Raw genomic sequence first — 23,906 nt, forward strand, 5'->3', positions numbered from 1 at the left:
ATGGCGGCACTCGGCGTCCCCTTCGACGCGTACGAGCCCGGCGGCGCGCTGCACCTGGCGCACTCGCCGTGCCCGAACGACACGTTCATCTACCACGCGTGGACCTCCGGCCTCATCGACGGCGCCCCGGCGACCCGCCTGACGTTCGCCGACATCGACGTCACCAACTCCGCTTGCGCGCGAGGCGAGTTCGACGTCGCGAAGGTCTCGTACGCGGCCCTGCCGCACCTCGGCCCCGAATGGCGGCTGCTGCCCGCGGGCGGCGCGCTCGGGCGCGGATGCGGGCCGCTGGTGCTCACCGGCCCCGGCGGGCTCGCGGGCCTGGAAGGCAGGCGCATCGCTGTGCCCTCGGACCGCAGCACCGCGTTCCTCCTGTTCAACCTGTGGCTGCGCGACCTCGGCGGGCCCGGGGTGAGCGTGGAGGTCGTGCCGTTCGACCAGATCATGCCCGCGGTGCGCGACGGCCGCTTCGACGCCGGGCTGGTCATCCACGAGGCCCGGTTCACGTACGGCGAGTACGGCCTCGACTGCCTGGTCGACCTCGGCGAGTGGTGGGAGGGCGCGACCGGCTGCCCGATCCCGCTCGGCGCGATCGTCGCGAAGTCGCATCTCGACACGGCGGCGGTCACCGACGCGATCCGCGCCTCCCTCGACTACGCGTGGGCGAACCCCGAGGCGAGCCGCGCTTATGTGGCCGAGCACGCGCAGGAGATGTCCGACGAGGTGTGCGCCAAGCACATCGAGCTGTACGTCAACGAGTTCTCCCGCGACCTCGGCGAGGAGGGCCGCGCCGCGGTCACACGGCTCCTCGGCGGCGCCGCGGAGCTCGGGCTCGTCCCCGAGCTCGGCATCGCGATCCCCTGACGAGCGCGCCGGCGAGCGCTCGGGCGCGCGATCCCCAAGGGCCCGGGCGGGTGTCGCGGTGCGTGGCGGTTCCCTCACCCGGGCGTTCCGGACCGTCCGGTTCATGCCACGCTAGGCTTGACGGAACTCAGCAGTAGCCGGCAAGAGAGAGAAGTTCGAGGTTCAGCGGTGCCCAGTGGTCGAGTGAAATGGTTCGACGCCGAGAAGGGATTCGGATTCGTCTCCCGCGACGACGGCGGCAAGGACGTCTTCGTGCACCGCGACGCGCTCCCCGAAGGCGTGGAGGAACTCGCCAAGGGGACCAAGGTCGAGTACAGCATCATCGACACGCGCCGCGGCGTCCAGGCGATGGGCCTCCATGTGCTCGCCGCCCCACAGGCGGCGGGTGCGGCCGCGGCCCCCGAGACGCCCCGGCGCTCCCCCGAGGAGCTCAACAGCCTCCTCCAGGACCTCATCGGCGTCCTCGAACAGCAGGTCATGCCGCCGCTCTCGCGCGGCAGGCGCCCCGACCGCAAGACCGGCGCGAAGATCGCCGAACTCCTCCGCGCCGTCGCCGCCGACCTCGAATAGCCGCACGGGAACCGCGGCCGACCCCACGCGGCGGCCGCGGCGACCCGAACCTCCCGCCGTCCGAGTCCCTCGGCGGCGGCCCGGATTCCCCCCGCCCGACCCCGGCCACCCGGCGACCGCCCGCCGGTTCCCGCACTCCCGAGGACTTCTCGCGAACCCCGACATGTCGGACCTCTCGGGCAGGGTTGTTGAACCGGGGGCCCATCAGTAGGGACATATCCGTTATGTCCGCAGAAAACGGTGCAGCTGTGAGGCGGGCTAGTCTCTGAGGGGTGACCTCGGATCCCCAAGCGGCCCTTCCCGCAGCCAGCCTTGACGACGACGCCTCCCTCCCCGGACCCGCCGTCGGCAACGGCGCCGACCGCGGCGCCGGACAGGGTGTCGATGCACTGCTCGAACGGCTCGCCTCGCTGCCGTCGCTGATGGTGGCGTTCTCCGGCGGCGCCGACTCGGCGTTCCTGCTCGCGGCCGCGGTGCGGGCGCTCGGGCCGGAGCGGGTCGAGGCCGCGACGGCCGTGTCGCCGTCGCTGCCGGCGGCCGAACTCGACCGGGCGCGGGCCTTCGCCGAGGGCCTCGGGGTCGTCCACCATTCCCCCGCGACCGACGAGCTGTCGCGGGAGGGCTACCGCGCCAACGCGGGCGACCGCTGCTTCTTCTGCAAGACCGAGCTGATGAGCGTCGTCGGCCCGCTCGCCGCGGCGCGCGGCGTCGCCGCCGTCGCGACCGGCACGAACGCCGACGACCTCGCGGCCGGGTTCCGGCCGGGCATCCGCGCCGCGGCCGGCGCCGGGGCGATCACGCCGCTGGCCGACGCCGGGCTCACGAAGGCCGAGATCCGCGCCGCGTCAAAGGCATGGGGTCTGTCGACGTGGGACAAGCCCGCGGCGGCCTGCCTGGCGAGCCGCATCGCGTACGGGGTCGAGGTCACGGCCGAAGGGCTGCGGCGGGTCGCCGAGGCCGAGGAGGCGCTGCGCGACGCGTTCGGAGCGGCCGCGATCCCGGTGCGGAACCTGCGGGTGCGCGACATGGGCGGCGGGACCGCGCGGGTGGAGATCGACGCCGAGCTGGTGGCCGCGGTCGCGGAGCGGCCGTCGCTGCTGAAGGCCGTGACCGGGTTCGCGGAGGTGCGGCTGGATTCACAGGGGTTCCGGTCGGGGGCGATGAACGAGCTGCTGCCGAATCCTGAGCGGTACCGCTGAAACGGCCGATCACCGGGTGGTTATTTCGGGATATTCCCGAAATGTTCCGAACGATGGGCCCCCGGTTCAACAACCCTCACCTAGGGGTGTGACAACTGGGGGCGTTGGGGTGCAACGTGATCGTTGTTCGGGATGGAGTGCGAGTACCCGGTGGGGCCGGCGGCGATCGTCAGTGGAGGATGAGTCCGATAGCCCCACCGGGTCCATAACCCCTCGGGAACCCCTCATTCCCCGAGGGGTTCACCGTGGGACATGAGACTGAACCGGGCCTGTGCCGAACCTGGCAATTCCCTGATACAGGGGTGTTCGGTTTATAACGGGCGGTGGTTCCTTTTCGGACATGAGGACGCTCCGATTGCGTTGACGGCGGTCCGCAGGTTCGGGGCGGCCGGGGCGGGCGTGTAGAACTGTCGGGTGGAGTTCTCCGGGTGCGTCAGCGTGTACCAGCCGGGCTGCTCGGCCGGGTGCGGGGCGCCGCTCGGGGCGGCGTGCGATCCGGGCGGGCCGTGCAATGCGTGCGCGGGGCCGTGCGGGGGCGCGACCGATCCGGGACCGTTCCATTCGATGGCGCTGGGGGCGTTGGGGTTCGGGCGGTTGACGCCGGAGCGGCTGGAGCGGGCGAGGACGCGGCGCCGGGAGGGGCCGCGGCGGTTCGGACTGCGGGCGATCGCGGTGTACCGGCGGTACCTGTCGCCGCGGGTGCAGGTGCAGTGCAGGTTCGTGCCGAGCTGCTCGGGCTACGGCTACCGGGCCGTGTCGCGGTACGGGCTGTGGACCGGCGGGCGGCTCGCCGCCGCCCGCATCCTGCGGTGCCGGCCGGGCGTGACCCGAGGCACCCGTGATCCGGTTCCCGGCCGCCGAGGCGCCCGTTAGGATCCAGGTCATGAGTGACTCGAACCTGGTGGGCCGCGAGCCCGACAACGCGCCCGCAACGACGGCCGGCAAGTCCCGCTCCCGCGAGGTCAAGCCCGGGCACCTGGAGGTCGGCGAGTTCACCTCCAGCGTGATCGGCGCGGCGTCGCCGTTCGGCACCTCCGCCTTCCCCGTGCCGGTCAAGTCCGTGCACTACGAGCACACGCCTCCGGTGCCGACCCGCCACCTTGAGGACGAGCGCCACTAGTCGCCTCCTGATTCGTTGCAGCCCTCCGCTTCTGCGGGGGGCTGCTTTGCGTATCGAGGAACGGCGATGCAATGGGCCGTCAGAATCTTGTAAGGAAATTGCAGAGGTGGTATGTTCTTGCGCACACGGGGTGCGCCACCCGTCACCCGGCGCCCCCGACCAACCCCCGGAGGATGAAGCGCAATGCCGCGTACCGCCCGAACCGCGGCGGGAGTGCTGGGCGCCGCCCTGGTACTCACCGCCTGCACCGGCCCCGGCGACCCGCCCGATGACGGCTCGTGGACCGACGAGCCCGCCGACTCGCAACTGGCCGCCCTCGCCCAGGCCCCTACCGACGAGGCCGAGCAGTTCTACTTCGTCATGACCGACCGCTTCGCCGACGGCGACCCGTCCAACAACTCCGGCGGCATCGACGGCGGCGCGACGGAGACCGGCTACGACCCGACGAAGCGCATGTTCTACCAGGGCGGCGACCTCGCCGGGGTCGAGCAGCGGCTCGACTACATCGAGGGCCTCGGCACCACCGCGATCTGGCTGACCCCCGTCGTCGTCAACCAGCCCGTGCAGGTCTCCGAGACCTGGACCGGCGCCGGGTACCACGGCTACTGGGGCACCGACTTCACCGCCGTCGACCCGCACCTCGGCGACGACGCCGAACTCCAGAGCCTCATCGCCGCCGCCCACGAGCGGGGCATCGAGATCTACCTGGACGTCGTCGTCAACCACACCGCCGACGTGATCGAGTACGCGGAGGACGCGAACGGGTATGTCCCGACTGAGGATTCGCCTTACACGGATGCGGAAGGGCGACCCTTCGACGACGCGAACTACGCAACCTCAGGGGAGTTTCCCACAGTCACGACTGAGGGAGCGCCTTACACGCCTGAGCTGGAGGCGGGCGAGGAGGACCTGAAGGCTCCTGACTGGCTCAATGATCCGACGATGTACCACAACCGCGGCGACTCCACCTACACCGGCGAGTCCTCGACGTACGGCGACTTCTCCGGGCTCGACGACCTGTGGACCGAGCGGCCCGAGGTCGTGGACGGGTGGATCGACGTCTACGCCGACTGGATCGCCGACTCCGGCGTCGACGGGTTCCGCCTCGACACCGCCAAGCACGTGAACCTGGAGTTCTGGCCCCAGTTCATGGCCGGGATCCGCGACGCCGCCGAAGCCGAGGGCATCGACTTCTTCGCGTTCGGCGAGGTCTACTCCGGCGATCCGAACTACACGAGCACCTACGTGCGCCAAGGCGACCTCGACGCAGTCCTGGACTTCGGGTTCCACGGCGCCGCAACCGGATTCGCGACCGGCGCCGCCGGGGCCGAGGGCCTCGCCGCGGTGTACGAGTCCGACGCGCTGTTCACCAGCGAAGGCACCGACGCGCTGTCGACGCCCACGTTCGTCTCCAACCACGACATCGGCCGCGTCGGCCGCACCATCGTCGAGACCACCGACGAGGCGACCTGGACCCAGCGCGCGATCCTCGCCCAGCAGCTCATGTTCCTCACCCGCGGCCAGCCCGTCGTCTACTACGGCGACGAGCAGGGCTTCACCGGCTCGGGCGGCGACGACTACTCCCGGCAGACCATGTTCGCGTCCCAAGTGGACGAATACTTGGACGACGAGCTCATCGGGACCGACAACACGCACGCCGACGACAACTTCGACACCGGGCACCCGATCTACCAGGCCATCGCCGAACTCGGGCAGCTCCGCAAGGACCACCCGGCCCTCGCGAACGGCGCCCAGGTGACGCGGTCCTCCGAGGGCGGGGTGTTCTCCTTCTCGCGCATCGGCGCCGACGGCGTCGAGTACGTCGTGGCCGTCTCCAACTCGACCGAGGCGCAGACCGTCGACGTCGCGACCTACTCCGACGCGTTCTCCCCGGTGTACGGGGACGGCTCCATCGAGGCCGCCGACGGGGCCGCCGCGGTCACCGTCCCGCCGCTCTCGGCCGTCGTGTTCCGCGCCGACGACGCCGTGAGCACCGGGGACGCGCCCGCCGTGTCCCTCGCGGTCGCACCGGAATCGGCGACCACCGCGTACGTCACCGCCGAGGTCGCCGGCGATCCGCTCGCGCGGGTCGCGTTCGCCGCGTCCGTCGACGGCGGCGAGTGGACCTACGTCGGCACCTCCCCCGGGCCCGACCACCGCGTCGCCTACGACCTGCAAGGGCTGCAAGGGGACCAGAGCGTCGAGTTCAAGGCCGTCGCCGTGGACCGCAGCGGCCGCAGCGCCTCCGCGAAGGCGACCACCGCCGTCGCCACCCCCGATCAGGCGAGCGGATCGCTGACCTGGGCGAACGTCCACTACAACGGCGACCCCGAGCAGTGGGGCCTGTACGTGTGGGGCGACGTCGCCGAGGAGTCGAGCACCGTGTGGCCCGACTCGAACCCGTTCTCCGGCACCGACTCCTACGGGTCGTTCGCCCCCGTCAAGCTCGCCGACGACGCGAACGAGGTCGGGTTCCTCGTCATCGACGAGGACGGGGACAAGGACTACCCGGGCGACCGGGCCTTCGACCCGAGCGAGCATCCGGAGATCTGGCTCGATGCCGGCACCGGCGACATCGCGTACTCGCTCGCCGAGGCCAACGGGTACGTCACCGTCCACGCGCCCGCCCGTGCTCCTGAAGACAGCGGCGCCGACTGGGGCCTGCACCTGTGGGGCGACGCGCTCGCCGAGGGCGTCGAGACCGCCTGGGACGCACCGAGGCCGCCCGACGGGACCGACGAGTGGGGCCGCTACTGGCAGGTGCCCGTGGACGACGTCGACGCGCAGATGGGCCTCATCGTCCATGATGGAGACACGAAGCTCTACGGCTCCGACGTGCTCCTGACCCCCGCGGCGCTCGGCGAGACCTGGGTGACCGCGACCGGCGCCCACGACACGCGGGCCGCCGCCGACGGCAAGGCCGTCGTCCACTACCAGCGCCCCGCGGGCGACTACGACGGCTGGACCCTCCACACCTGGGAGGGCGCCGCCGACCCCACCGACTGGAACGCCGGGCTCCAGCCCGCATACACCGACTCCTTCGGCGCCGTCTACGAAGTCGACCTCGCCGAGGACGCCGAAGCGCTCTCCTACATCCTCCACGACGGCGACGAGAAGGACCTCCCCACCGACCAGCGGCTCGTGTTCGCCGAGTACGGGCAGGAAGTCTGGATCACCGCCGCCACCGAGGGCTACGTGCGCCCCGCCGGGGCCTCCACCGGCCGCGGCAAGGACCTCGACCTCACCAAGGAGCAGGCGATCTGGCTCGACGCCGACACCATCGCGCTCGACACCGCGTCGTCGGGAGGCGCAGTGACCGACGGGAAGGTCTTCGAGCTGCTCGCCAGCGCGAACGGGTCGATCGCAGTGGAGGACGGCGCGATCACCGGCGACTTCGAGACGATCCCGTTGACGCCCAAGGGCGGGCTCACCGAGGCGCAGCGGCGGGCCTGGCCCGCGTACTGGGGCTACCGGGCGTTCGATGTCGGTGCGGCCGACGGCGATGCGATCCGGGAGGCGCTGCGCGGGCAGCTCGTCGCGGTCGAGCGGGACCACGCCGGGACGGCCTGGTACGCGACGGGCGTGCAGACCGCGGGCGCGGTCGACGACGTGTACGCGGCGGCCCTGGACGCCGATCTGGGCGTGACGTGGAAGGGGAGGAAGCCGCGGCTGGCGCTGTGGGCGCCCACGGCGCGGTCGGTGGCCCTGGAGCTGTACGACTCGCCTGACGACACTTCGCCTGAGCTGCATGAGATGTCGTTCTCGGAGCGGACCGGGGTGTGGTCGGTGAAGGGCGCGAAGGGCTGGGACCGGAAGTACTACCGGTTCGCGGTCGAGGTGTGGCATCCGGCTTCGCAGCGGGTGGAGTCGTATTCGGTGACGGACCCGTATTCGGTGTCGCTCGCGGCGGATTCGACGCACAGCCAGATCGTGGACCTCGACGACGCGGATCTGAAGCCGGACGGGTGGGACCGCGAGGACCCGCCCGCGGAGGTCGATCCCGCTGCGGCGCAGGTGTGGGAGGTGCATGTGCGGGACTTCTCGGTCGCCGATGCGTCGGTGGACGAGGAGCTGCGGGGCACGTATGCGGCGTTCGCGCAGGAGGACTCGGTGTCGGTGCGGCACCTCGCGGAGCTGGCCGATGCGGGGCTGACGTACGTGCATCTGCTGCCGACGTTCGACATCGCGTCGATCCCGGAGACGGGTCAGGCGACGGTGGGCTGCGACCTGGACCTGATGGCGGCGAACTCGACGGAGCAGCAGGCGTGCGTCGGGGCGGTGCGCGCCGACGACGCCTACAACTGGGGCTACGACCCGCTGCACTTCAACGTCCCGGAGGGCTCGTACGCGACGGATGCCGATGGGGTGCAGCGCATCCTGGAGTACCGGGAGATGGTGGCGGCGCTGCACGGCCTGGGGCTGCGCGTGGTGAACGACGTGGTCTACAACCACACGGCGGCGGCGGGCGCGGACGGGAAGTCGGTGCTGGACCGGATCGTGCCGGGCTACTACCACCGGCTCGACGCGGACGGGGAGGTGTACACGTCGACGTGCTGCGCGAACACCGCGCCGGAGCGGCCGATGTTCGGGAAGCTCGTCGTCGAGTCGGCCGTGCTGTGGCAGGACGCGTACCACGTGGACGGGTTCCGGTTCGACCTGATGGGCCACCACCCGAAGGCGAACCTCCTCGCGGTGCAGGCGGCGCTCGATGAGGACGTGCTGCTGTACGGGGAGGGCTGGGACTTCGGCGAGGTCGCCGGGGACGCCCTGTTCGAGCAGGCGACGCAGGCGAACATGGCGGGCACGGGGATCGGGACGTTCAACGACCGGCTGCGCGACGCCGTGCGCGGCGGCGGGCCGTTCGACGCGGACCCGACGGTGCAGGGCTTCGGCTCGGGCCTGTGGACGGCGGACAACGACGGCGAGGCCACCGATGCGGAGCTGGCGGCGCTGCTGCACGCGCAGGACCTGGTGAAGCTGGGCCTGGTCGGGAACCTCGCGGACTACGCGTTCACGGCTTCGGACGGGTCGGCGACGACCGGCGCGGGCCTGGACTACAACGGGGCCGCCGCCGGGTACACCGCGGACCCGGCCGAGGCGGTGACCTATGTGGACGCGCACGACAACGAGATCCTGTTCGACGCGCTCGCGTACAAGCTGGGCCCGGACACCTCGGGTGAGGACCGGGCGCGGATGCAGGTGCTGTCGCTGGCGACGGCGGTCTTGAGCCAGGGCACGGGGTTCACGACGGCCGGTTCGGAGATGCTCCGGTCGAAGTCCCTGGACCGGGACTCGTACGACTCCGGGGACTGGTTCAACGCGATCCGCTGGGACTGCACCGGGACCGAGGGGTTCGGGTCGTCGTCGAACGGGTTCGGGTCGGGGCTGCCGCCGGCGTGGACGTCGGAGGCGAAGTGGCCGTATGCGGAGGACGCCCTCGCGTCGGTCGATGCGCCGGCCTGCGAGGACATCGCGCTCGCCGACGACCGGTACCTGGAGCTGCTGCGGATCGCGTCCTCGACGGGGGCGTTCAGCCTCGGGACGGGCGGCGAGGTCGCCGAGCGGGTGTCGTTCCCGTTGTCGGGCACGGCGTCCGAGGCCCCGGGGGTGATCACGATGCGGATCGACATGGCGGGCCTGGACGACGCGTTCGAGACGGTCACGGTGGTGTTCAACGCGTCCCCGGACGCGGTGTCCCAGACCGTGGCCGACGCGGCGGGGTCGGGGGCGCGGCTGCACCCGGTCCTGGAGGACTCGGCGGACCCGGTGTTCGCGGACGCGGGCTTCGACGACGCGACGGGCGCGTTCACGGTTCCGGGGCGGACGGTGGCCGTGTTCGTCAGCTAACGAATCCGATCTTGACAGGTCGGTGATACTGGGGTGAGTTTCGGATCCCTGAAGCCGGGGCGGGTCGATACCCGTCCCGGTTTAGCGTTTTCTGAGGAAAACGGATGGAGACACCGGCGGCGGGGTCCGGATACGATCGGACCATGACGTACCCCCCGCAAGACCCCGGCGCGATGCCCCCTGGTGCCCCGGACCCGTACGCCCAGAACGCCCAGGTTCCGGACCCGTACGCGCAGAACCCCTACGGCCAGTCGCAGCCCGCTTCGCAGCCGCCCGCGGGGGGCTACGCGCCCGGGCAGGCCGGGGCGGACCCGTCGTACGCGTCCCCGGCGCCGTCGCAGCAGACCTCGCAGCTGCCGGGCGGGTACCAGCCGAGCCAGCCGTACTACCCGCAGCCGGGGTACGACCCGAACCAGCCGTACCAGCAGTACCCGGGGTACGGGCCGCCGCCGGTGCAGGCGACGACGAAGGGCGGGGGCGGGACGGCGCTGCTGGTCATCGGGGTGGTGCTGCTGATGGCGCTGGGCGCGGTCGGCGGGTACTTCTGGCTCGGCGGGAAGGGCGGGGACGAGGGGGACCTCGCGGGCGCCCAGGACCCGACGACGTCGGAGGAGAGCGCGCCCGACGACGGCGGGGAATCCGGCGACGAGGAGCCCACCGAGGAGGAGGCGCCGGGGCCGTCGGGGACGGGCCTGTCGGTCGCGTCGATCGGGGCGGTCACGCCGCTCCCGGCGAGCGGCGACTGGCTGCCGTACTACGGGCCGGGCGTCGCGTACGAGCCGATGACGGACTCGGAGGCGTACATCCTCCAGCACACCGAGACGTGGATCTCGTTCCTCGGGACGGGCCTGTTCTCGGGGGCGGTCGCCCAGTACGACCCGGCGAACCTGGAGGCGTCGGCGGCGAACGCGGCGGAGGTGTGGCTGGACGGGGCGTTCAGCACGGTCGTCGGGTACGAGATGAGCGAGATCGTCTACCAGGACGTGGAGGTCGACGGGAAGCCCGGCGTCCTGGCGACGTGGAAGAACTCGTGGACGTCGACCGACGCGAGCACCGACACGTTCGAGGACACGGCGATCCTGGTCGTCGACGTCGACGGCGTCAACGGGTTCCTGGGGATCGCGTCGATCGCCCAGTCCGGCACCGACTCCTACCAGGCGGCGGTCGACGCGCTGCTCGCCACGGACTTCGACGCCGAGACCGCTTAAGCGGCAAGGCTTGCCGTGAAGGGCTCCGCCTGCGGGCGGGGCCCTTCGCGCGTTCACGCGGTGCGGGCCCCGGCGGGCCGGTCGCGGCTTGCGGCGGGCCGCCGCCGCGGCCCGGTCAGGCGCCCGCGGTCTTCGCGCGCACGCGCGCGGCCTCGGACGCGAGCCCGAACGCCTCGTAGACCTCGGCCGCGGCCGTCCACTGCTCGCGGGCGCCGGGCCCGTCGCCGGACGCGCGCAGCGTGTCGCCCAGGTGCTCGCGGGTGAACGCGGCGGAGACGCGCCGCCGGTCGGCCTCGAACCACGCCAGCGCCCGCCCGTACCGCTCGGCGGCCTCGCCGAAGCGGCCCTCGGCGTGGGCGATGTACCCGAACCCGATGTCGGTGTTGGCTTTCGCGAGCCCGCGGCGCTCCGGCAGGGCGTCCTCCACGACCTTGTCGTAGCAGCGCCGGGCCTCGTCGTACTCGCCGAGGAGGGCGCTGTGCCAGCCGATCGCGAACCGCAGCCGGTTGCCCCAGTACCGGTTGCCGCGCTCGCGGAAGTACGCCTCGCCGCGGCGGGCGTGCTCGCGGGCCTCGGCGTCGCGGCCGTCGACCCCGGCGCCCGCGGTGAGGGTGTAGGCGACGAGGCTCCGCGCGCCCGGGACGGCGTCGCCGAGCGTCGACTCGGTGACGCCGTTGAGCTCCTCGGTGAGCGCGGCCTCGGTGCCCGCCAAGAGGATCGGGCCCGCGGAGTAGCCGCGGGCGGCGGTGCGACCGAACGGCGCGGCGCGGCCGGGCGCGTCGGGCTCCATGCCGCGGAGGCGGTCGACGGTGAGGCCGGTGAGGCGCCAGCCGAGCTGCCAGACGCGGGCGTCGGCCTCCAGCCCGGCCGGGTCGAGGCGGATGAGGCCGCGCAGGACCTCGTCCTCGGCGTCGAGCCAGGCCGCCGCGGCCTCCGGGTCGGCGAAGGTCTCGGGGGCGACGCCGGGGGAGGGCTCGCCGAGGTCGAACGCGAAGGACCGCTCGGCCGGGCCGAGGGCGCTCGCGGTGAACAGGTAGTGCTCGACCATGCGGAGGGCGGCGGCGTCCCCCAGGTCGGCGGCGACCTCCTCGGCGAGGCGCTCTTTCGCGTAGGCGCGCAGCAGGTCGTGCATGGTGTATCGGCCGGGGCGGGGCTGCTCGATGAGGTGGACGCCCGCGAGTTCGTTCAGGGCGGCTTCGGCGTCGGCCCGGGGGCCGCCCATGAGGCTCGCCATCGCCGCGGGCGTCAGCTCGGGGCCGGGATGGAGGCCGAAGAGGCGGAACGCCTGCGCCGCACGGGAGTCGAGGGCCTGGTAGGAGCAGGCGAACACGGAGCGGGGATCGGAGCCGGGGACGGCCGCGGCGAGGACCTTGAACACGTTCGTGGTCTGGTCGAGCCGGTCGGCGAGGGACGCGATGGAGAAGCCCGGGTGCTGGGCGGCCCATGCGCCGATGAGGGTGAGGGCGAGCGGGAGGCGCCCGCAGGCGGCGACGATGCGGCGGACCGGCTCCTCTTCGGCGACGGCGCGGGCGAGGCCGATGCGGCGCACCAGGAGCGCCCACGCGTCGGCTTCGGACATGACGCCGAGGGGGACGGCGTCGGCGCCTTCGCCCGCGGCGAGCCCGGTGAGCCGGTCGCGGGAGGTGACGAGCGTGAAGCTGCCGGGGGCGACGGGCAGGAGCGGGAGGACCTGGGCGGCGTCGCGGGCGTTGTCGAGGACGACGAGGACGCGGCGGCGCGCGAGCACCGTCCGGTACAGGCCGACCCGCTCCGACAGGCCCGCGGGCAGCTGCTGGGCGGGGACGCCCAGGGCCGCGAGGGCCTCGGCGAGGACCGCGGCGGGGTCGGCGCCGTCGCTGAGCGGGTCGAAGCCGCGGAGGTTGAAGTACAGCTGCCCGTCGGGGAACCGGTGGGCGACGCGGTGGGCCCAGCGGACGGCGAGCGCGGTCTTGCCGACGCCGCCCATCCCGGCGACGACCGCGAGCCCGGCTTCGCCGTCGGCCGCGTCGAGCGCGTCGTCGAGGGCGCGGATCTCGTCGTCGCGGCCGGTGAACCGGGTGATCGCGCGCGGGAGGGTCGCGGGGACGAGGCGGGGCGCCTCGATGCGCGCGGGCGTCCCGGCGGGCTCGTCGCGCAGGATCGCCGCGTTCAGGTCGACCAGGTCCCGGTCGGGGTCGATGCCGAGCTGCTCCTGCAGCAGGAGCTTCAGGGCCGCGAAGGCTTCGAGGGCCTCGGAGGTGCGGCCGGAGGCGTGGAGGGCGCGCATGAGGAGCGCGGTGAACCGCTGCCGCTTGCCGTCGGCGGCGACGATCTGCCGCAGCTCGTCGACGACGTCGGCGGCGCGGCCCAGCTCCAGGTCGAGGTCGAGCCGCCGCTCCAGGAGGGTCGGGCGGTGCTCGTCGAGGCGGCGGCGGATCGCCTCGACGGCGGTCCCGGACAGGTCGGCGAGCGCGGGCCCGCGCCATTCGGCGAGGGCGGCGCGGAGCGCGTCGGCAGCCTCGGCGGGGCGGCCTTCGGCGCGGAGGTTCCGGGCGAGGTTCTCGTGCTCCTTGCAGCGCAGCAGGTCGAGTTCGGCGGCGGCGATGCGGAACCGGTAGGCGCGGCGGCCGACGGTCTCGATGCGGTCGCGGGCGGCGCCGAGTCTGAGGCGCAGCACGCCGACGGCGTTCTGGATCTGCGTCTCCGGGTCCTGGGGGCGGTCGTAGCCGTAGACGGCGTGGATCAGGTGCTCCAGGGGGACGACGGCGTTCGCGTCGTCGAGGAGGATCGCGAGGATCGTCGCGGTCTTCCCGCGCGGGATGGCCGCTTCGACGCCGTCGATGCGGACCTCCAGGGGCCCGAGCAGGCGCACGTCCAGGGTGGGCATGTCTCCGCTTCCGCTCGGCACCAGGGGGAGTCCAGTGTCGCACAGTGAGCCGGTGCCGTCAGGTCTGCTGCCAGAGGGTGACGTCGATGCTCCCGGTCGCGAAGGTCCCGTCGGTGCCCGTCGCGGCGACGGTGACCGTGGCCCACGTGTCCCCGCCGGTGTAGACGCATCCCTCTGCGGCCGTGGGGCTGTCGGGGTCGAAGCGCAGCTCCAGGTACGTGTCGGTGTAGATCGATGCGAGGCACGCGTCGAGGTTCGCGGTGCCGCCGGCGTCGACGGTGGCGGACTGGCCGACGCGGCCGTAGAGGGTGCCGTACTCGTCCATGCACGAGTACCAGGTGAGGTCCATCGAGTCGTTGTAGGGGCCGTTGACCTCGGCTTCGGTGACGGCGCCGCCGTCGTCGAGGTCGATCTCGTCGGTCCAGCAGCGGCCCTCGCCGAAGGTCGCGTCGAGGGCGACGCGGTAGGAGTCGACGGCGGTCCATTCGCTGGTGCCGTCGGCGACCGGGTCGCCGAGGTCCTCGGTGAAGGTGGTCGCGTCCTGGCCGCCGGGGTCCTGGTCGCGCTCGCGCTGGTCCTGCAAGGCGACGTAGGCGATCACGACGCTGACGACGCCCGCGATCGCGCCGACGGCGCCCCAGTTGAGACCTGAGCTGCCCATACGGCGAGCGTATCGGGGTCGCAGTGCCGACACGGTCCGCGCGCGGGCGGGGCGGTTCGGGGCGTTCGGGGGCGAACTGCCGCAACCGGTCCGGGTCTGTCGGGTATCCGACAGCCGGTCGGACCGGTCGGGCGGCGCGGTCAGGCGATGCGCACGGGGAACAGGACCGTGGACTCGACGACGCGGTCGCGCTCGGCGGTCAGGGCGGTGCGGCGCGGGTCGGCGAGGTACGCATCCAGGCTGGCCTGCAACGGGAACCGGTACGTGTGGACCTCGTGGGGGTGGCCGTCGGCGCCGTCGCCGATCGCGCGGGAGAGCAGTTCGCCGCCGTGCTCGGGGACGAGCGCGAGGACCCGGTCCTCGTAGGCGGTCATCTCGGCTTCGAGGCCGGGGCGGGCGCGCAGGAGGCAGCACAGCTCTATCGGGCGGCGCGGCTCGGTCGGTTCGCTCATGCGCTGCATCATCGCACCGGCGGCGGCGAACGGCCGCGGCGTTTCCCGCTCAGCGGTCGGCGAGGGTTCTGGAGCGCCGCTCCCAGGCCCGGTCGCCCGCTTCGCGGAACCCGGCCTTCGCGCGGCGGGCCGCGGCCGGGTCGCCGCCGAGGAGCGCGTCCAGGTACGCGGCGAGCGCGGCCGGCCAGGACCCGCCCGCGCGCTCGGCGAGGTGGGCGACCTGCCCGGCGCAGTCGCGGGCGGCGTCCCGGTCGCCGCCGCGGTGGTGGCCGATCGCCATGTAGCCCAGGCAGGTCAGGCGTTCGAGGGCGTCGCCGCGGCGCTCGGCGGCGGCGAGCGCGAGGGCCTGCACTTCGAGGAGGTCCCCGCCGGGGCCGTCGCCGTCGAGGGCGCGCTCGGCGAGGACGCGCCCCAGCTGCCAGACGCGCAGGTCGGCCTGGAACCCGGCCTGGGTGCGCAGGAGGCCGTGGAGGACGCGGTGCTCGGCCGCGAACCAGCCGGGGCCGGGGTCCTCGGCGTGGACGCCGGGCGCGGGCCTGCCCGTGTCCAGGACCGGGGTCCCGGCGCGGAGGGCGGCGTGCAGGTAGTGCTCCAGCATCCGCAGGGCCGCGGCGCGGCGCGCGGCCTCCTGGACCTCGTCCTCGAAGCACTCGGCGGCGTAGGCGCGCAGCAGGTCGTGGATGGAGTAGCGGCCGCCGGGGAGCGGCTCGACCAGGTTGATCTCCGCGAGCGCCTCAAGGGCCGCGCGGGCGTCGGCTAGCCCTGAGCCCATGAGGCTCGCCATCGCCGCGGGCGTCAGGTCCGGGCCGGGGTGGAGGCCGAAGAGCCGGAACGCGGTCGCGTCCCGTTCATCGAGCAGCTGGTAGGAGCAGTCGAAGACGGTGCGCGGGTCGGAGGCGGCGTCGGTGGAGACGAGGACGTTGAGGACGTTCGCGGCCCCGGCGAGCCGGTCGGCGAGCTCGCCGAGCGCCAGGTGCGGGTCGGCGGCCGCCCAGGAGCCGACGAGGGTGAGCGCGAGCGGGAGCCGCCCGCATGCGGCCGCGATGCGCGCCACCGCGTCCCGGTGGGCGGCGGCCCGCTCGGGCCCGATGCGCCGCGCCAGCAGCGCCTCCGACTCGACCTCCGGCATCGGTCCCAAGTGGACGACCTCGGCGCCTTCGCCCATGTCGAGCCCGACGAGCCGGTCGCGGGAGGTCACGATCGTGAAGCTCCCTGGGGCCGTGAGGAGCAGCGGGCGCACGTGGGCGGCGTCGCGGGCGTTGTCGAGGAGCACGAGGACGCGCCGCTGCGCGAGGATCGTCCGGTACAGGCCCGCGCGTTCGTCCAGCCCGGCGGGGACCGGGCCCGCGCCGAGGGCCGCGAGGGCCTCGCCGAGGACGTCCTCCGGGGTCGCGCCCGGCGCCGCGGGGTCGAAGCCGCGCAGGTTGAAGTACAGCTGCCCGTCGGGGAAGCGGTGCGCGACCCGGTGCGCCCACCGGACCGCGAGCGCGGTCTTCCCGATGCCGCCCATGCCCGTCACCGCGGCCAGGCCCGCTTCGGCGCCCGCGTCCATGAGGAACCGGTCGAGGGCGCGGATCTCGGTCTCGCGGCCGGTGAACCGGGGCGTGGCGCGCGGGAGCATCGCCGGGACCGCGGACGCGGCGGGCGGCGGCGGGGCCGCCGGTTCGGCGGGGCGGTCGCGGAGGATCGCCGTGTGGAGGGCGACCAGCTCCCGGTCGGGGTCGGCGCCGAGCGCGTCGGCGAGCCGGTCTTTCAGGGCCGCGAACGCTTCGAGGGCCTCGGCGGTGCGGCCGGAGGCGTGGAGGGCGCGCATGAGGAGCGCGACGAGGCGCTGGCGGGTGTCGTGGGCGGCGATGATCTGCCGCAGCTCCTCGACCACGCCCGAGGCCCTGCCGGTGTCGATGTCGGCGTCGATGCGCTGTTCGAGGAGGGCGAGCCGGTACTCGTCGAGGCGGCGGCCGATCGCCCCGGCGGCCCGGCCGGGGAGGTCGGCGAGCGCGGGCCCGCGCCACTCGTCGAGGGCCTCGCGCAGGACTGCGGCGGCCTTCTCGGCCTGGCCCTCGCGCCTCAGCGCCCGCGCTTCGCGCTCTTTCGCCTTGCAGCGCAGCGTGTCCAGTTCCGCCTCGTCGATGCGGAACCGGTAGGCGCGGCCGACGGTCTCGATGCGCCCGCGCGCGGCGCCGAGCTGGCGGCGCAGCACCCCGACGGTGTTCTGCACCTGCGTCTCGGGGTCGAGCGGCAGGTCGTCGCCGTAGACGGCGGCGACGAGGCCGCTGACGGGGACGGCCCGGCCCGCGTCGTCGAGGAGGAGCGCGAGGATCGTCGTGGCGTTGCCCCGCGGGATCGCGGCCTGCCCGCCGTCCACGCGGACCTCCAGCGGTCCGAGCAGGCGCACGTCGAGGGCCATAGGGGTCGCTTTCCTCACCGCGGGTTGGGACCTCAGTGTCCCACAGGCCCGCGCGGGGCGCGTGGCATGACGAAGCGAGGACCGATCCGTGAGGCGCGGGGGGAGTCTGTGGCTTGAGCCCGACGAGCCGAGGAGGGGGCCGACATGGAGCGCATCGCCGTACCCGACGACTACGAGGACCGCATCGGCGCGGCCCGCGCCGCACTGGAGCGGCTTCCCGAAGGGCCGCTTCGCGACACGGCCGCAAGGGTCCTCGACGGGGCCCCGCCGCGCGCGACGGTGGGTGCGGCGGCCGAGGCGGCCGACCGGGCCGCGGCCCTCGCGGCGCAGCTGATGAGCGCCGGGTTCGACGGGACCGACGGGGGCCGGGTGGTGTGGCTGCGCCTGGACTACACGGGCCGGCTCGGGTCGCTCGCGTTGAGCCCCACGGTGGACCGGATGAGCAACCGGGGGGTCGCGAAGGCCGTCGAGGCCGCCTGGGACGCGGCCGAGGCCGCCCGTGCCGAGCACGTGATGCGGGCCGAACGGGTCGGCGCGGACCTGCTCGCGAGGTGCGCGCCCGATCCGCGCTCGGCGGAGCTGCGGGAGTGGATCGCGCGCTCCCCGGAGCGGTTCTCCGGCGGCACCTCCGAGGACGACGTGTGCGACGCGGAGGTGTCGCTGGGCGGGCGGTTGACGGCGTTCAGGTTCCTCGTTCCCAACGCCACCATCGACATCGAGTACGAGCAGCTCGGTGCGGAGGTGTCGGCCGCGATCGGCCTGGCGCAGCGCCGGGCCGCCGACCGCCTCGCGGCGGTGGTCGCCTCCGGCGGCGGATGAGACGGCCCCGGGCGTAGTGGGTACGGCCCGGGGCGCCGGACGGCCCGCCGTCGACAGGGAGGATCTCCTGTAGACGACGGGCCGTCCTTCTTCCTTGCCTGGTGTTCAGGTCCGGTTCGGCCCGGGCTCCGGCGGCGGGAACCCGGGCAGGAGGATCGGCGGCGCGTCTTCGAGGAGCGACGGGAACGCGGGCTCCTCGGCGGCCCCGGCCTCCTGCTCCTCCTGGTAGTCGACGTACGGGTTGTCCTCGACGGTGCCGATCCCCCACACGTCCTCGTCGGGGTCCTCGGTGAGGAACGACTCCCGCTCGAACTCGTCGTCGGGGTTCGCCGCGCCGCGCGCGCCCGGCGCGCCGACCATGCCGCCCAGGCCGGTTCGCCCGCCCGCGGTCGACGCGGGACCGCCAGTGGCGCCCGCAGGCGCGCCGATGACGCCCCCGACCGGGCCCGCGGTCCCGCCGGTCGGCACCGATCCGGCCTCGGGCAGACCGGCCCCGCCGCCACCGCCGCCGAGGCCGCCGCCGCTCCCGGCGAGGCCGCCCGAGGGCAGCTCGGCGGGGTCGATCTCGGCAGCGTCGAGTTCGGCTGGGTCCCAGTCGGTGTCGACACCGGGGACGTCCGGCATGTCGTAGTCCGCGGGGTCAGGCGACTCGTAGCCGGGGACCGTCGGCTCGTTCGGCTCGACGGCGCCGGGCTGGTCGGGGTCGGTCGGCTGCCCGGTCCCGTCCTGGTCCTGGTCCTGGTCCTGCGGGTCCTTCTCCTGGTCCTCTTCGGACGGCTTGTCTTCGTCGTCTTTCTGCTTCTCGTCGGCGTCCTTGTCCTTGTCGGACTTGGGCTCGCCGTCGCCGGTCTGCTTCGTCGGATCGGCGTCGTCCTGCCCGGTGGTGTCGCGGCCGTCCCGATCGTCCTCGCCGTCGCGGCCGGTGCGGTCGTCCTCTGCGACCACGGGCGGGCAGATCGTCGGGTCGGCCGCACCGCCCTTGTCCTCCAAGGGCTCGAACTGCTCGGCCGCGGCCGTCAGGCCCGCGCCCGTGGCGGCGTCGGCGGCGGTGAGCACGGACAGGCCGAGCTGCAACTGCACGGTCCCCTCGTCGGCGCGGGCCTGGAACAGCGCCTGGAGCATCGGCCCGAACGGTCCCGCCGCGGCGATGGCCGCCCAGTGGACGGCGCCCAGCTCCACGCGCGGCTCGGACTGCACGTTGAAGCCCGCGCCGCGGTACGACGCGTCGGCGCTCCGCAGCTGCTCCACCATGGACTGCATTGCGGCGCCGCCGGAGTCGAGCAGCTCCGCGGCCTCGCCGACCTGCGTCGCGACCTGATCGACGTGCTCGTCGACGACCACCGCGTCGTCGTTGAACGCGGTGTTCGCCTTGTCCTGCCACCCGGCGTTGATCTCGACCACCGTCGAGTCGTACTCGGCCCGGTGCTCGGTCAGATCCGTTCCGGCCGCGGCCATCTCGGACGCGTAGTCGACGAACGCGGCCGGGTTCGCGGCCAGCGCCTCCTCGTATGTGGGCATGGTGCTCCTCCTAGTCCCGCTTCGGGCGGGGCACGGACCGCGCGATCGAGCGGAACCTCCCGCCGACCTCGCCGTCGGCGCCGTCCAGGTCGTCGGCGCTGCCGGTGACCTGCTCGCCTTGCCAGGCGACGCGCCGCTCCACGCCCGCGGTGACCTCGCCGAGCGCGGCCTGCCAGCGCACGCCGGCGTCCCCGGTGAGGAACCCGGTGTTCCCGGTGGCGGCGGTCTGGGCGGGGGCCTCGACCCGGTCGGACGCCTTGCGCGCGCCGGGGGCGACGGCCCGCAGGTCCGCGCCGCCGCCGCGGACCCGGTCGACTTCCATGTACACGTTCACGCCGGTCCTCCTCGCATCGGCGGCGCCGGGTCCGGCGCCCGGCGGCCTCCCCTGCAATGTGCCCGCAGCCGTCACGGTCCGGTCCCGAAGCGGCCGGTGCGAAGTCGTGACGTTTCCATGACGCGGCCGTCTTCCATTGGGGCACCACCAGGAGCGACCAGGGAGGTGCGGCATGACGGACGGCGGACTGATCGAGGGCTCGGCGCCTGCGGGCGACTCGGGCGCCGAGTACGCGACCGTGTTCGACGCCGGCGCCGCGGACACCGGCGGGACGGCCCTCGTGTACGACGCCGGGAGCGCGGAGCACACCTCGTCCACTGTGTACGAGGAGCCGGTCTACGACCCGGCGTACGACGAGGCGTTCTACACCGAGCCCACCGCGAGCTCCGAGATCGCCTTCGGCGACACCGGGTCCGGAGGCAGGACCGGCTGCACGGCGGGCGCGTGCCCGCACCCCATGGCGCACCCGGCCGAGGCGGACTGGGAGCAGCTCGTGTCGGCCGTGCCCGTGGAGGGGCAGCTCGGGCGGTTCAAGCCGCGCTGCGAGGGCATGGCCTACCCGACCGAGGACGACTTCCGGTCCGCGGTCGCCGCGGTGCGGCCCCTCGACCCGGACTCGTTCTCGTTGCAGCGGCTGCGGACCGGCTGGACCGAGGAGGTCGCCGCGGTCCTCGCCGACTGGCCGGGACTGCTGCGCACGAACCTCGCCGCGCTCGCGGCGGGCTGGGCGGGAGCGGACTTCGACGCGTTCAACGAGCAGGCCGACCAGGTGAAGACGCTCGTGCAGGGCGTGCTGGACGACATCGAGGACACGGCCGCGGAGCTGAAGAACCGGGAGGAGGCCCTGTACGCGCTCCAGGGCGGCGACTCGGGCGAGATCCCTTATCCCGCACCGATGGTCGGCCCCGAAGGCGAGTGGACGAACCTGGTCGCGATCCATGTGCGGCCCGCGTGGTGGCACGGGGACTGCATCCGGATGGGGTGCGAGGAGGCCGAGCAGGCGCTCCGGCTGGGCGGGGCGGACCCGGCGCTGGCGGCGGAGGTGCGGGCGTTCGTCGAGGAGCGCGCGGGCACGGCGGACGCGGCCGTGGAGGGCGCGGTGCCGTCGGAGGCGCGGTTGCAGGCGGGCGAGGAGGCGAAGACGGCGTTCGGGCCGCGGATCGATGCGGCGATCGCGGAGTACGCCGAGCGGCACGCGGCGATCGACGGCGCGATCGGCGAGAAGCTCGGCGGTCAGAGCGAGCAGCTCGCCGCGATGACGGCGACGGGCGCGGACCGGCCGTACCCCGACAGCGCCGACGCCTCCTATATGGATTTGTCCTCGCCGGTGATGGAGCAGCCCGCGGCGCCGGTGGCGCCGCAGGCGACCCAGGACCCGAGCCCGGTGCCGCCGAGCGGGGACGGGTCGGTGCGGACCGGGGCCGAGACCTCCACGGCGCCTGCGGAGGAGACAGCGGACGGGACCGTCTCGGGCGGTCTGGCGAGCGGCGGCGGGTTCGGGGGCTTCGGCGGCGCTTCGGTGGGCGGCGGCGCGGTCGTCCCGGGCGGTGCGGCGACCATTGGCGCGGGCGGCGGGCCCGGCTTCACGGGGACGGCGCCGGGCGTGTTCGGGCCGGGCCCGGCCGCGGGGCCGACCGCTTCCGGCTCGGGTTCCGGGCCGGGCGTGAGCGCGGCGCGGACCTCGGTGGTCGGCGGCCAGGCGGCGGCCGACGCGCGCAAGAAGGGCGAGCAGTCCGAGGAGGACGAGGAGCCGGAGGACGACGACCTCCTGTTCCGAGAGACCGGCAACGTCTGGGGCTATGTGCGGCCCGGCGACGACCCGTACAGCTAGGAGGCGAGATGGCGCAGGAGCGCGTGTTCGACGCGGAGGCGGTCGAGGAGTACCGGCAGTTCCTGCTCGGGCTGCTGGATCAGCTTGAGGGGCAGGTGATCCCGGTCCTCGCGACGGGGACCCTGAGCCGCGCCCCGGCCTTCGGGACCGCACCGGGCGCGGCCGACAATGCCGCGGGGCAGTACGCGGAGTTCCATGCCGCGACGTGGCGGAACCTCCAGTACCTGCGCGGGGCGCTCCACGGGATGGAGGCGTCGCTCGCGGCGGTGGCGGGCACGGGCGCGGTGGCGGAGGACGACGCCGCGGCGGCCTTCACGGTGATCGAGTCGGACCAGGCGGCCGAACCGGCGGCGGAGTCAACGGTCCTGGCGAGCGGTGACGGCTCGGACTTTGCGACCACTGCTGCCGCGGACGGCTTCTCGACGCCGATCGAGGTCTCGGACTCCCAGCTCGCGACCGCCGAGGGGGTCCCGCCGGATTCATGAGTGCATGTCGCGACCGCGTTTAACCATCCACTAGCCCCCACCCACCCAGAGGGGACCGAAATCGTCGCCGGGCTCGATCCTGCCAATGGGGTCCGACAGGAAAACGGCCGAAATCGGCCTGGGTGACCACAGTTCACCCGAACGAGTGCGGCGATGCGAGCGCCGGTCCGATCCAAGGCGCGGACCGGCGCTTTCCCGCGCCCGCCGAACGTGACCCGCCGCGCTCGCGAAGCGAGACGCGAAGCGAGACGCGAAGCGAGACGCGAAGCGAGACGCGAAGCGAGACGCGAAGCGAGACGTACTCGCGCGCCCTGCGCGCGAGTACGTCTCGCCGCTTGGCCTGCACCCGCCCCGCCCCGGCCGGGCCTTCGGCCCGGCGGGCCCGGGGGCGAAGCCGCCTTCTCGCGGGATGACCGATCGGTGACCGATCGGTGGTCGGGTCGCGGAGGCTCGTCGCAACAGCGCGATGAGGAGGCGTCATGGACCGGATCGACATCCCCGAGGACTACGAGGACCGCGTGGAGGCCGCGCGGCGGGCCGCCGCCCGCCTTCCCGCCGGGGCCGTGCGCGACGGCGTTGATCGGGCGCTCGCGGCCGCGCCCAGCCGGGCGAGCTACGAGCAGGCCGCCGACCTCGCCGAGCGCGCGCAGGCCCTCACCGAGGAGCTCGCTACCCGCGGGTTCGACGGCACCGACCCGGGCCGCTTCGCGTGGGTGCGCCTCGACTACCTCGGCCGACTCGTCGCGATCGCGTTGAGCCCCACCGTGGACCGCCTCTCGAACCGCGCCGCCGCCGACGCCGTCGCGGCCGCCTGGGACGGCGCCGAGCAGTCCCGCTCCGAGCACGTGCTCAACCTCGAACGCGCCCACCCCGACCTGCTCGCCGGTCGCCTCCCCGACCGCAGGGGCGACGAACTCCGCGACCGCATCGCCGCCCGCGCCGCCGACCGCTTCGCGCACACCACCGACGACGACCTGTGCGCCGCCGAGACCGACCTCCAAGGCCGCCTCACCGGCTTCAAGTTCCTCGTCCCCAACGCCACCATCGACACCGAGTGCGAAGAGCTCTCCGCCCGCGCCACCGCCACCGTCCAAGCGGCGCAGGCGAAAGCGCGCGAAGCCCTCGCCGCGGTCCTCGCACCGTGACCGACGAGAGCGGCGGCGCCGAAGAGGACGTCACCGGCGGCGAGCTCCCGGTGGTGCCCACCACCGGGAAGGTCGGCGTCACCGTGGCGCTGTTCCTGTTCGTGCTCTACCTGACGAACCAGGGCTTCGCCGACTTCGCGAGCAAGATCCTCCACGACGACCTCGACGCCGTGCCCGCCCGCGGCATCTGCGTCCAGCAGCAGTACGACGAGAACGGCGACTCCTGGCACGTCCAGGTCCCCTGTTGGTCCGCCGCCACGAAAGCCGAGATCATCGAGGTTTACACGACCGCCCCCGTATCCGACTCGTACGGCTGGACTTCCTGCGACTACGCGGGCGGCACACTCGTGTGGTTCACCAACGGCGTCGGCATCTGCACCGTTCCCCACTAGAGGCGATTCGGTTGAACGGGTGGGCCTCAGACCTTGCGGGTGGGGTGGGGGTTGGGGTTCGTGCGGGCGGCGACGAGAGGGTGGACGGTGGGGCGGGGTGCGCGGGTTGCCTTGGGGCCGTGGGGGTCCGGGGAGGAACGTGAGGATGTTCCCCACCTGTGGGTGATGACAGTGGCACCTGGTGCGAG

At 73.6% G+C, this 23,906-nt stretch carries 18 protein-coding genes; 12 read left to right on the plus strand and 6 right to left on the minus strand.

Annotated features, from left to right (window positions below):
• The 7 genes from B0I28_RS13465 to B0I28_RS13495 all read left to right on the plus strand — a co-directional run bounded on the left by B0I28_RS13465 (position 1) and on the right by B0I28_RS13495 (position 10,808).
• A complete protein-coding gene (locus B0I28_RS13465) occupies positions 1–864 on the plus strand; it encodes a 1,4-dihydroxy-6-naphtoate synthase (protein WP_106364334.1) in 864 nt (287 codons plus the stop codon).
• Between the two features lie 168 nt (positions 865–1,032).
• Complete coding sequence (locus B0I28_RS28470; protein ID WP_106364335.1) at positions 1,033–1,434, plus strand: cold-shock protein; 402 nt, start codon at positions 1,033–1,035, stop codon at positions 1,432–1,434.
• 272 nt (positions 1,435–1,706) lie between these two features.
• Positions 1,707–2,633, plus strand: coding sequence for an ATP-dependent sacrificial sulfur transferase LarE (gene larE / locus B0I28_RS13475; RefSeq protein ID WP_106364336.1), 927 nt, complete (start codon positions 1,707–1,709; stop codon positions 2,631–2,633).
• Between the two features lie 564 nt (positions 2,634–3,197).
• On the plus strand, positions 3,198–3,506 hold the full coding sequence (gene yidD, locus B0I28_RS28475; RefSeq protein ID WP_106364337.1) for a membrane protein insertion efficiency factor YidD: 309 nt from the start codon (positions 3,198–3,200) through the stop codon (positions 3,504–3,506).
• A gap of 10 nt (positions 3,507–3,516) precedes the next feature.
• Positions 3,517–3,753, plus strand: coding sequence for a hypothetical protein (locus tag B0I28_RS13485; protein ID WP_106364338.1), 237 nt, complete (start codon positions 3,517–3,519; stop codon positions 3,751–3,753).
• A gap of 183 nt (positions 3,754–3,936) precedes the next feature.
• Positions 3,937–9,600, plus strand: a complete 5,664-nt coding sequence (gene pulA, locus B0I28_RS13490) for a pullulanase-type alpha-1,6-glucosidase (RefSeq protein ID WP_106364339.1) — start codon at positions 3,937–3,939, stop codon at positions 9,598–9,600.
• 143 nt (positions 9,601–9,743) lie between these two features.
• A complete protein-coding gene (locus tag B0I28_RS13495) occupies positions 9,744–10,808 on the plus strand; it encodes a hypothetical protein (RefSeq protein ID WP_106364340.1) in 1,065 nt (354 codons plus the stop codon).
• Positions 10,809–10,923: 115 nt separating this feature from the next.
• Here B0I28_RS13495 and B0I28_RS13500 read toward each other — a convergent pair whose 3' ends face one another.
• From B0I28_RS13500 to B0I28_RS13515, 4 genes are all read right to left on the minus strand, one after another.
• Positions 10,924–13,674 carry an AfsR/SARP family transcriptional regulator gene (locus B0I28_RS13500; protein ID WP_106364341.1) on the minus strand — a complete coding sequence of 917 codons (2,751 nt, stop codon included), beginning with the start codon at positions 13,672–13,674 and terminating at the stop codon, positions 10,924–10,926.
• A 58-nt stretch (positions 13,675–13,732) separates the two neighbouring features.
• Positions 13,733–14,335, minus strand: a complete 603-nt coding sequence (locus B0I28_RS13505) for a hypothetical protein (protein WP_106364342.1) — start codon at positions 14,333–14,335, stop codon at positions 13,733–13,735.
• A gap of 140 nt (positions 14,336–14,475) precedes the next feature.
• On the minus strand, positions 14,476–14,787 hold the full coding sequence (locus tag B0I28_RS13510; protein WP_106364384.1) for a putative antibiotic biosynthesis monooxygenase: 312 nt from the start codon (positions 14,785–14,787) through the stop codon (positions 14,476–14,478).
• Between the two features lie 49 nt (positions 14,788–14,836).
• Positions 14,837–17,194, minus strand: coding sequence for an AfsR/SARP family transcriptional regulator (locus B0I28_RS13515; RefSeq protein ID WP_106364343.1), 2,358 nt, complete (start codon positions 17,192–17,194; stop codon positions 14,837–14,839).
• Positions 17,195–17,338: 144 nt separating this feature from the next.
• On the opposite strand from B0I28_RS13515, the gene B0I28_RS13520 reads away from it, so the two are divergent.
• Positions 17,339–18,013: a hypothetical protein gene (locus B0I28_RS13520; RefSeq protein WP_106364344.1), complete on the plus strand. Its 675-nt coding sequence runs from the start codon at positions 17,339–17,341 to the stop codon at positions 18,011–18,013.
• Between the two features lie 105 nt (positions 18,014–18,118).
• Here B0I28_RS13520 and B0I28_RS13525 read toward each other — a convergent pair whose 3' ends face one another.
• Entirely contained in the window at positions 18,119–19,531 is a 1,413-nt protein-coding gene (locus B0I28_RS13525; RefSeq protein WP_106364345.1) for a WXG100 family type VII secretion target, read from the minus strand.
• 10 nt (positions 19,532–19,541) lie between these two features.
• Positions 19,542–19,865, minus strand: coding sequence for a hypothetical protein (locus B0I28_RS13530; protein ID WP_106364346.1), 324 nt, complete (start codon positions 19,863–19,865; stop codon positions 19,542–19,544).
• A gap of 172 nt (positions 19,866–20,037) precedes the next feature.
• On the opposite strand from B0I28_RS13530, the gene B0I28_RS13535 reads away from it, so the two are divergent.
• The 4 genes from B0I28_RS13535 to B0I28_RS13550 all read left to right on the plus strand — a co-directional run bounded on the left by B0I28_RS13535 (position 20,038) and on the right by B0I28_RS13550 (position 23,718).
• Positions 20,038–21,696 (plus strand): hypothetical protein, encoded by a 1,659-nt coding sequence (locus tag B0I28_RS13535; RefSeq protein ID WP_106364347.1) that lies wholly within the window; start codon positions 20,038–20,040, stop codon positions 21,694–21,696.
• Positions 21,697–21,704: 8 nt separating this feature from the next.
• Positions 21,705–22,181 (plus strand): hypothetical protein, encoded by a 477-nt coding sequence (locus B0I28_RS13540; RefSeq protein ID WP_106364348.1) that lies wholly within the window; start codon positions 21,705–21,707, stop codon positions 22,179–22,181.
• A gap of 479 nt (positions 22,182–22,660) precedes the next feature.
• On the plus strand, positions 22,661–23,326 hold the full coding sequence (locus B0I28_RS13545; protein ID WP_106364349.1) for a hypothetical protein: 666 nt from the start codon (positions 22,661–22,663) through the stop codon (positions 23,324–23,326).
• Positions 23,323–23,718, plus strand: a complete 396-nt coding sequence (locus B0I28_RS13550) for a hypothetical protein (protein WP_106364350.1) — start codon at positions 23,323–23,325, stop codon at positions 23,716–23,718. Before B0I28_RS13545 ends, B0I28_RS13550 begins: the two co-directional genes overlap by 4 nt.
• Positions 23,719–23,906 lie beyond the last annotated feature (188 nt).

Origin of the sequence: Glycomyces artemisiae, assembly GCF_003002955.1 — a bacterium.
GTDB classification, from domain to species: Bacteria; Actinomycetota; Actinomycetes; order Mycobacteriales; family Micromonosporaceae; genus Glycomyces; species Glycomyces artemisiae.

Excerpts from the sequence above, each read along its gene's own strand:
- B0I28_RS13495 (WP_106364340.1), top strand. The coding sequence starts at position 9,744 with ATGACGTACCCCCCGCAAGACCCCGGCGCGATGCCCCCTGGTGCCCCG.
- B0I28_RS13510 (WP_106364384.1), bottom strand. The coding sequence starts at position 14,787 with ATGAGCGAACCGACCGAGCCGCGCCGCCCGATAGAGCTGTGCTGCCTC.
- B0I28_RS13515 (WP_106364343.1), bottom strand. The coding sequence starts at position 17,194 with ATGGCCCTCGACGTGCGCCTGCTCGGACCGCTGGAGGTCCGCGTGGAC.
- yidD (WP_106364337.1), top strand. The coding sequence starts at position 3,198 with ATGGCGCTGGGGGCGTTGGGGTTCGGGCGGTTGACGCCGGAGCGGCTG.
- B0I28_RS13505 (WP_106364342.1), bottom strand. The coding sequence starts at position 14,335 with ATGGGCAGCTCAGGTCTCAACTGGGGCGCCGTCGGCGCGATCGCGGGC.
- B0I28_RS13465 (WP_106364334.1), top strand. The coding sequence starts at position 1 with ATGGCGGCACTCGGCGTCCCCTTCGACGCGTACGAGCCCGGCGGCGCG.
- B0I28_RS13540 (WP_106364348.1), top strand. The coding sequence starts at position 21,705 with ATGGCGCAGGAGCGCGTGTTCGACGCGGAGGCGGTCGAGGAGTACCGG.
- B0I28_RS13485 (WP_106364338.1), top strand. The coding sequence starts at position 3,517 with ATGAGTGACTCGAACCTGGTGGGCCGCGAGCCCGACAACGCGCCCGCA.
- B0I28_RS13500 (WP_106364341.1), bottom strand. The coding sequence starts at position 13,674 with ATGCCCACCCTGGACGTGCGCCTGCTCGGGCCCCTGGAGGTCCGCATC.
- B0I28_RS13525 (WP_106364345.1), bottom strand. The coding sequence starts at position 19,531 with ATGCCCACATACGAGGAGGCGCTGGCCGCGAACCCGGCCGCGTTCGTC.
- B0I28_RS13520 (WP_106364344.1), top strand. The coding sequence starts at position 17,339 with ATGGAGCGCATCGCCGTACCCGACGACTACGAGGACCGCATCGGCGCG.
- pulA (WP_106364339.1), top strand. The coding sequence starts at position 3,937 with ATGCCGCGTACCGCCCGAACCGCGGCGGGAGTGCTGGGCGCCGCCCTG.
- B0I28_RS13535 (WP_106364347.1), top strand. The coding sequence starts at position 20,038 with ATGACGGACGGCGGACTGATCGAGGGCTCGGCGCCTGCGGGCGACTCG.
- B0I28_RS13545 (WP_106364349.1), top strand. The coding sequence starts at position 22,661 with ATGGACCGGATCGACATCCCCGAGGACTACGAGGACCGCGTGGAGGCC.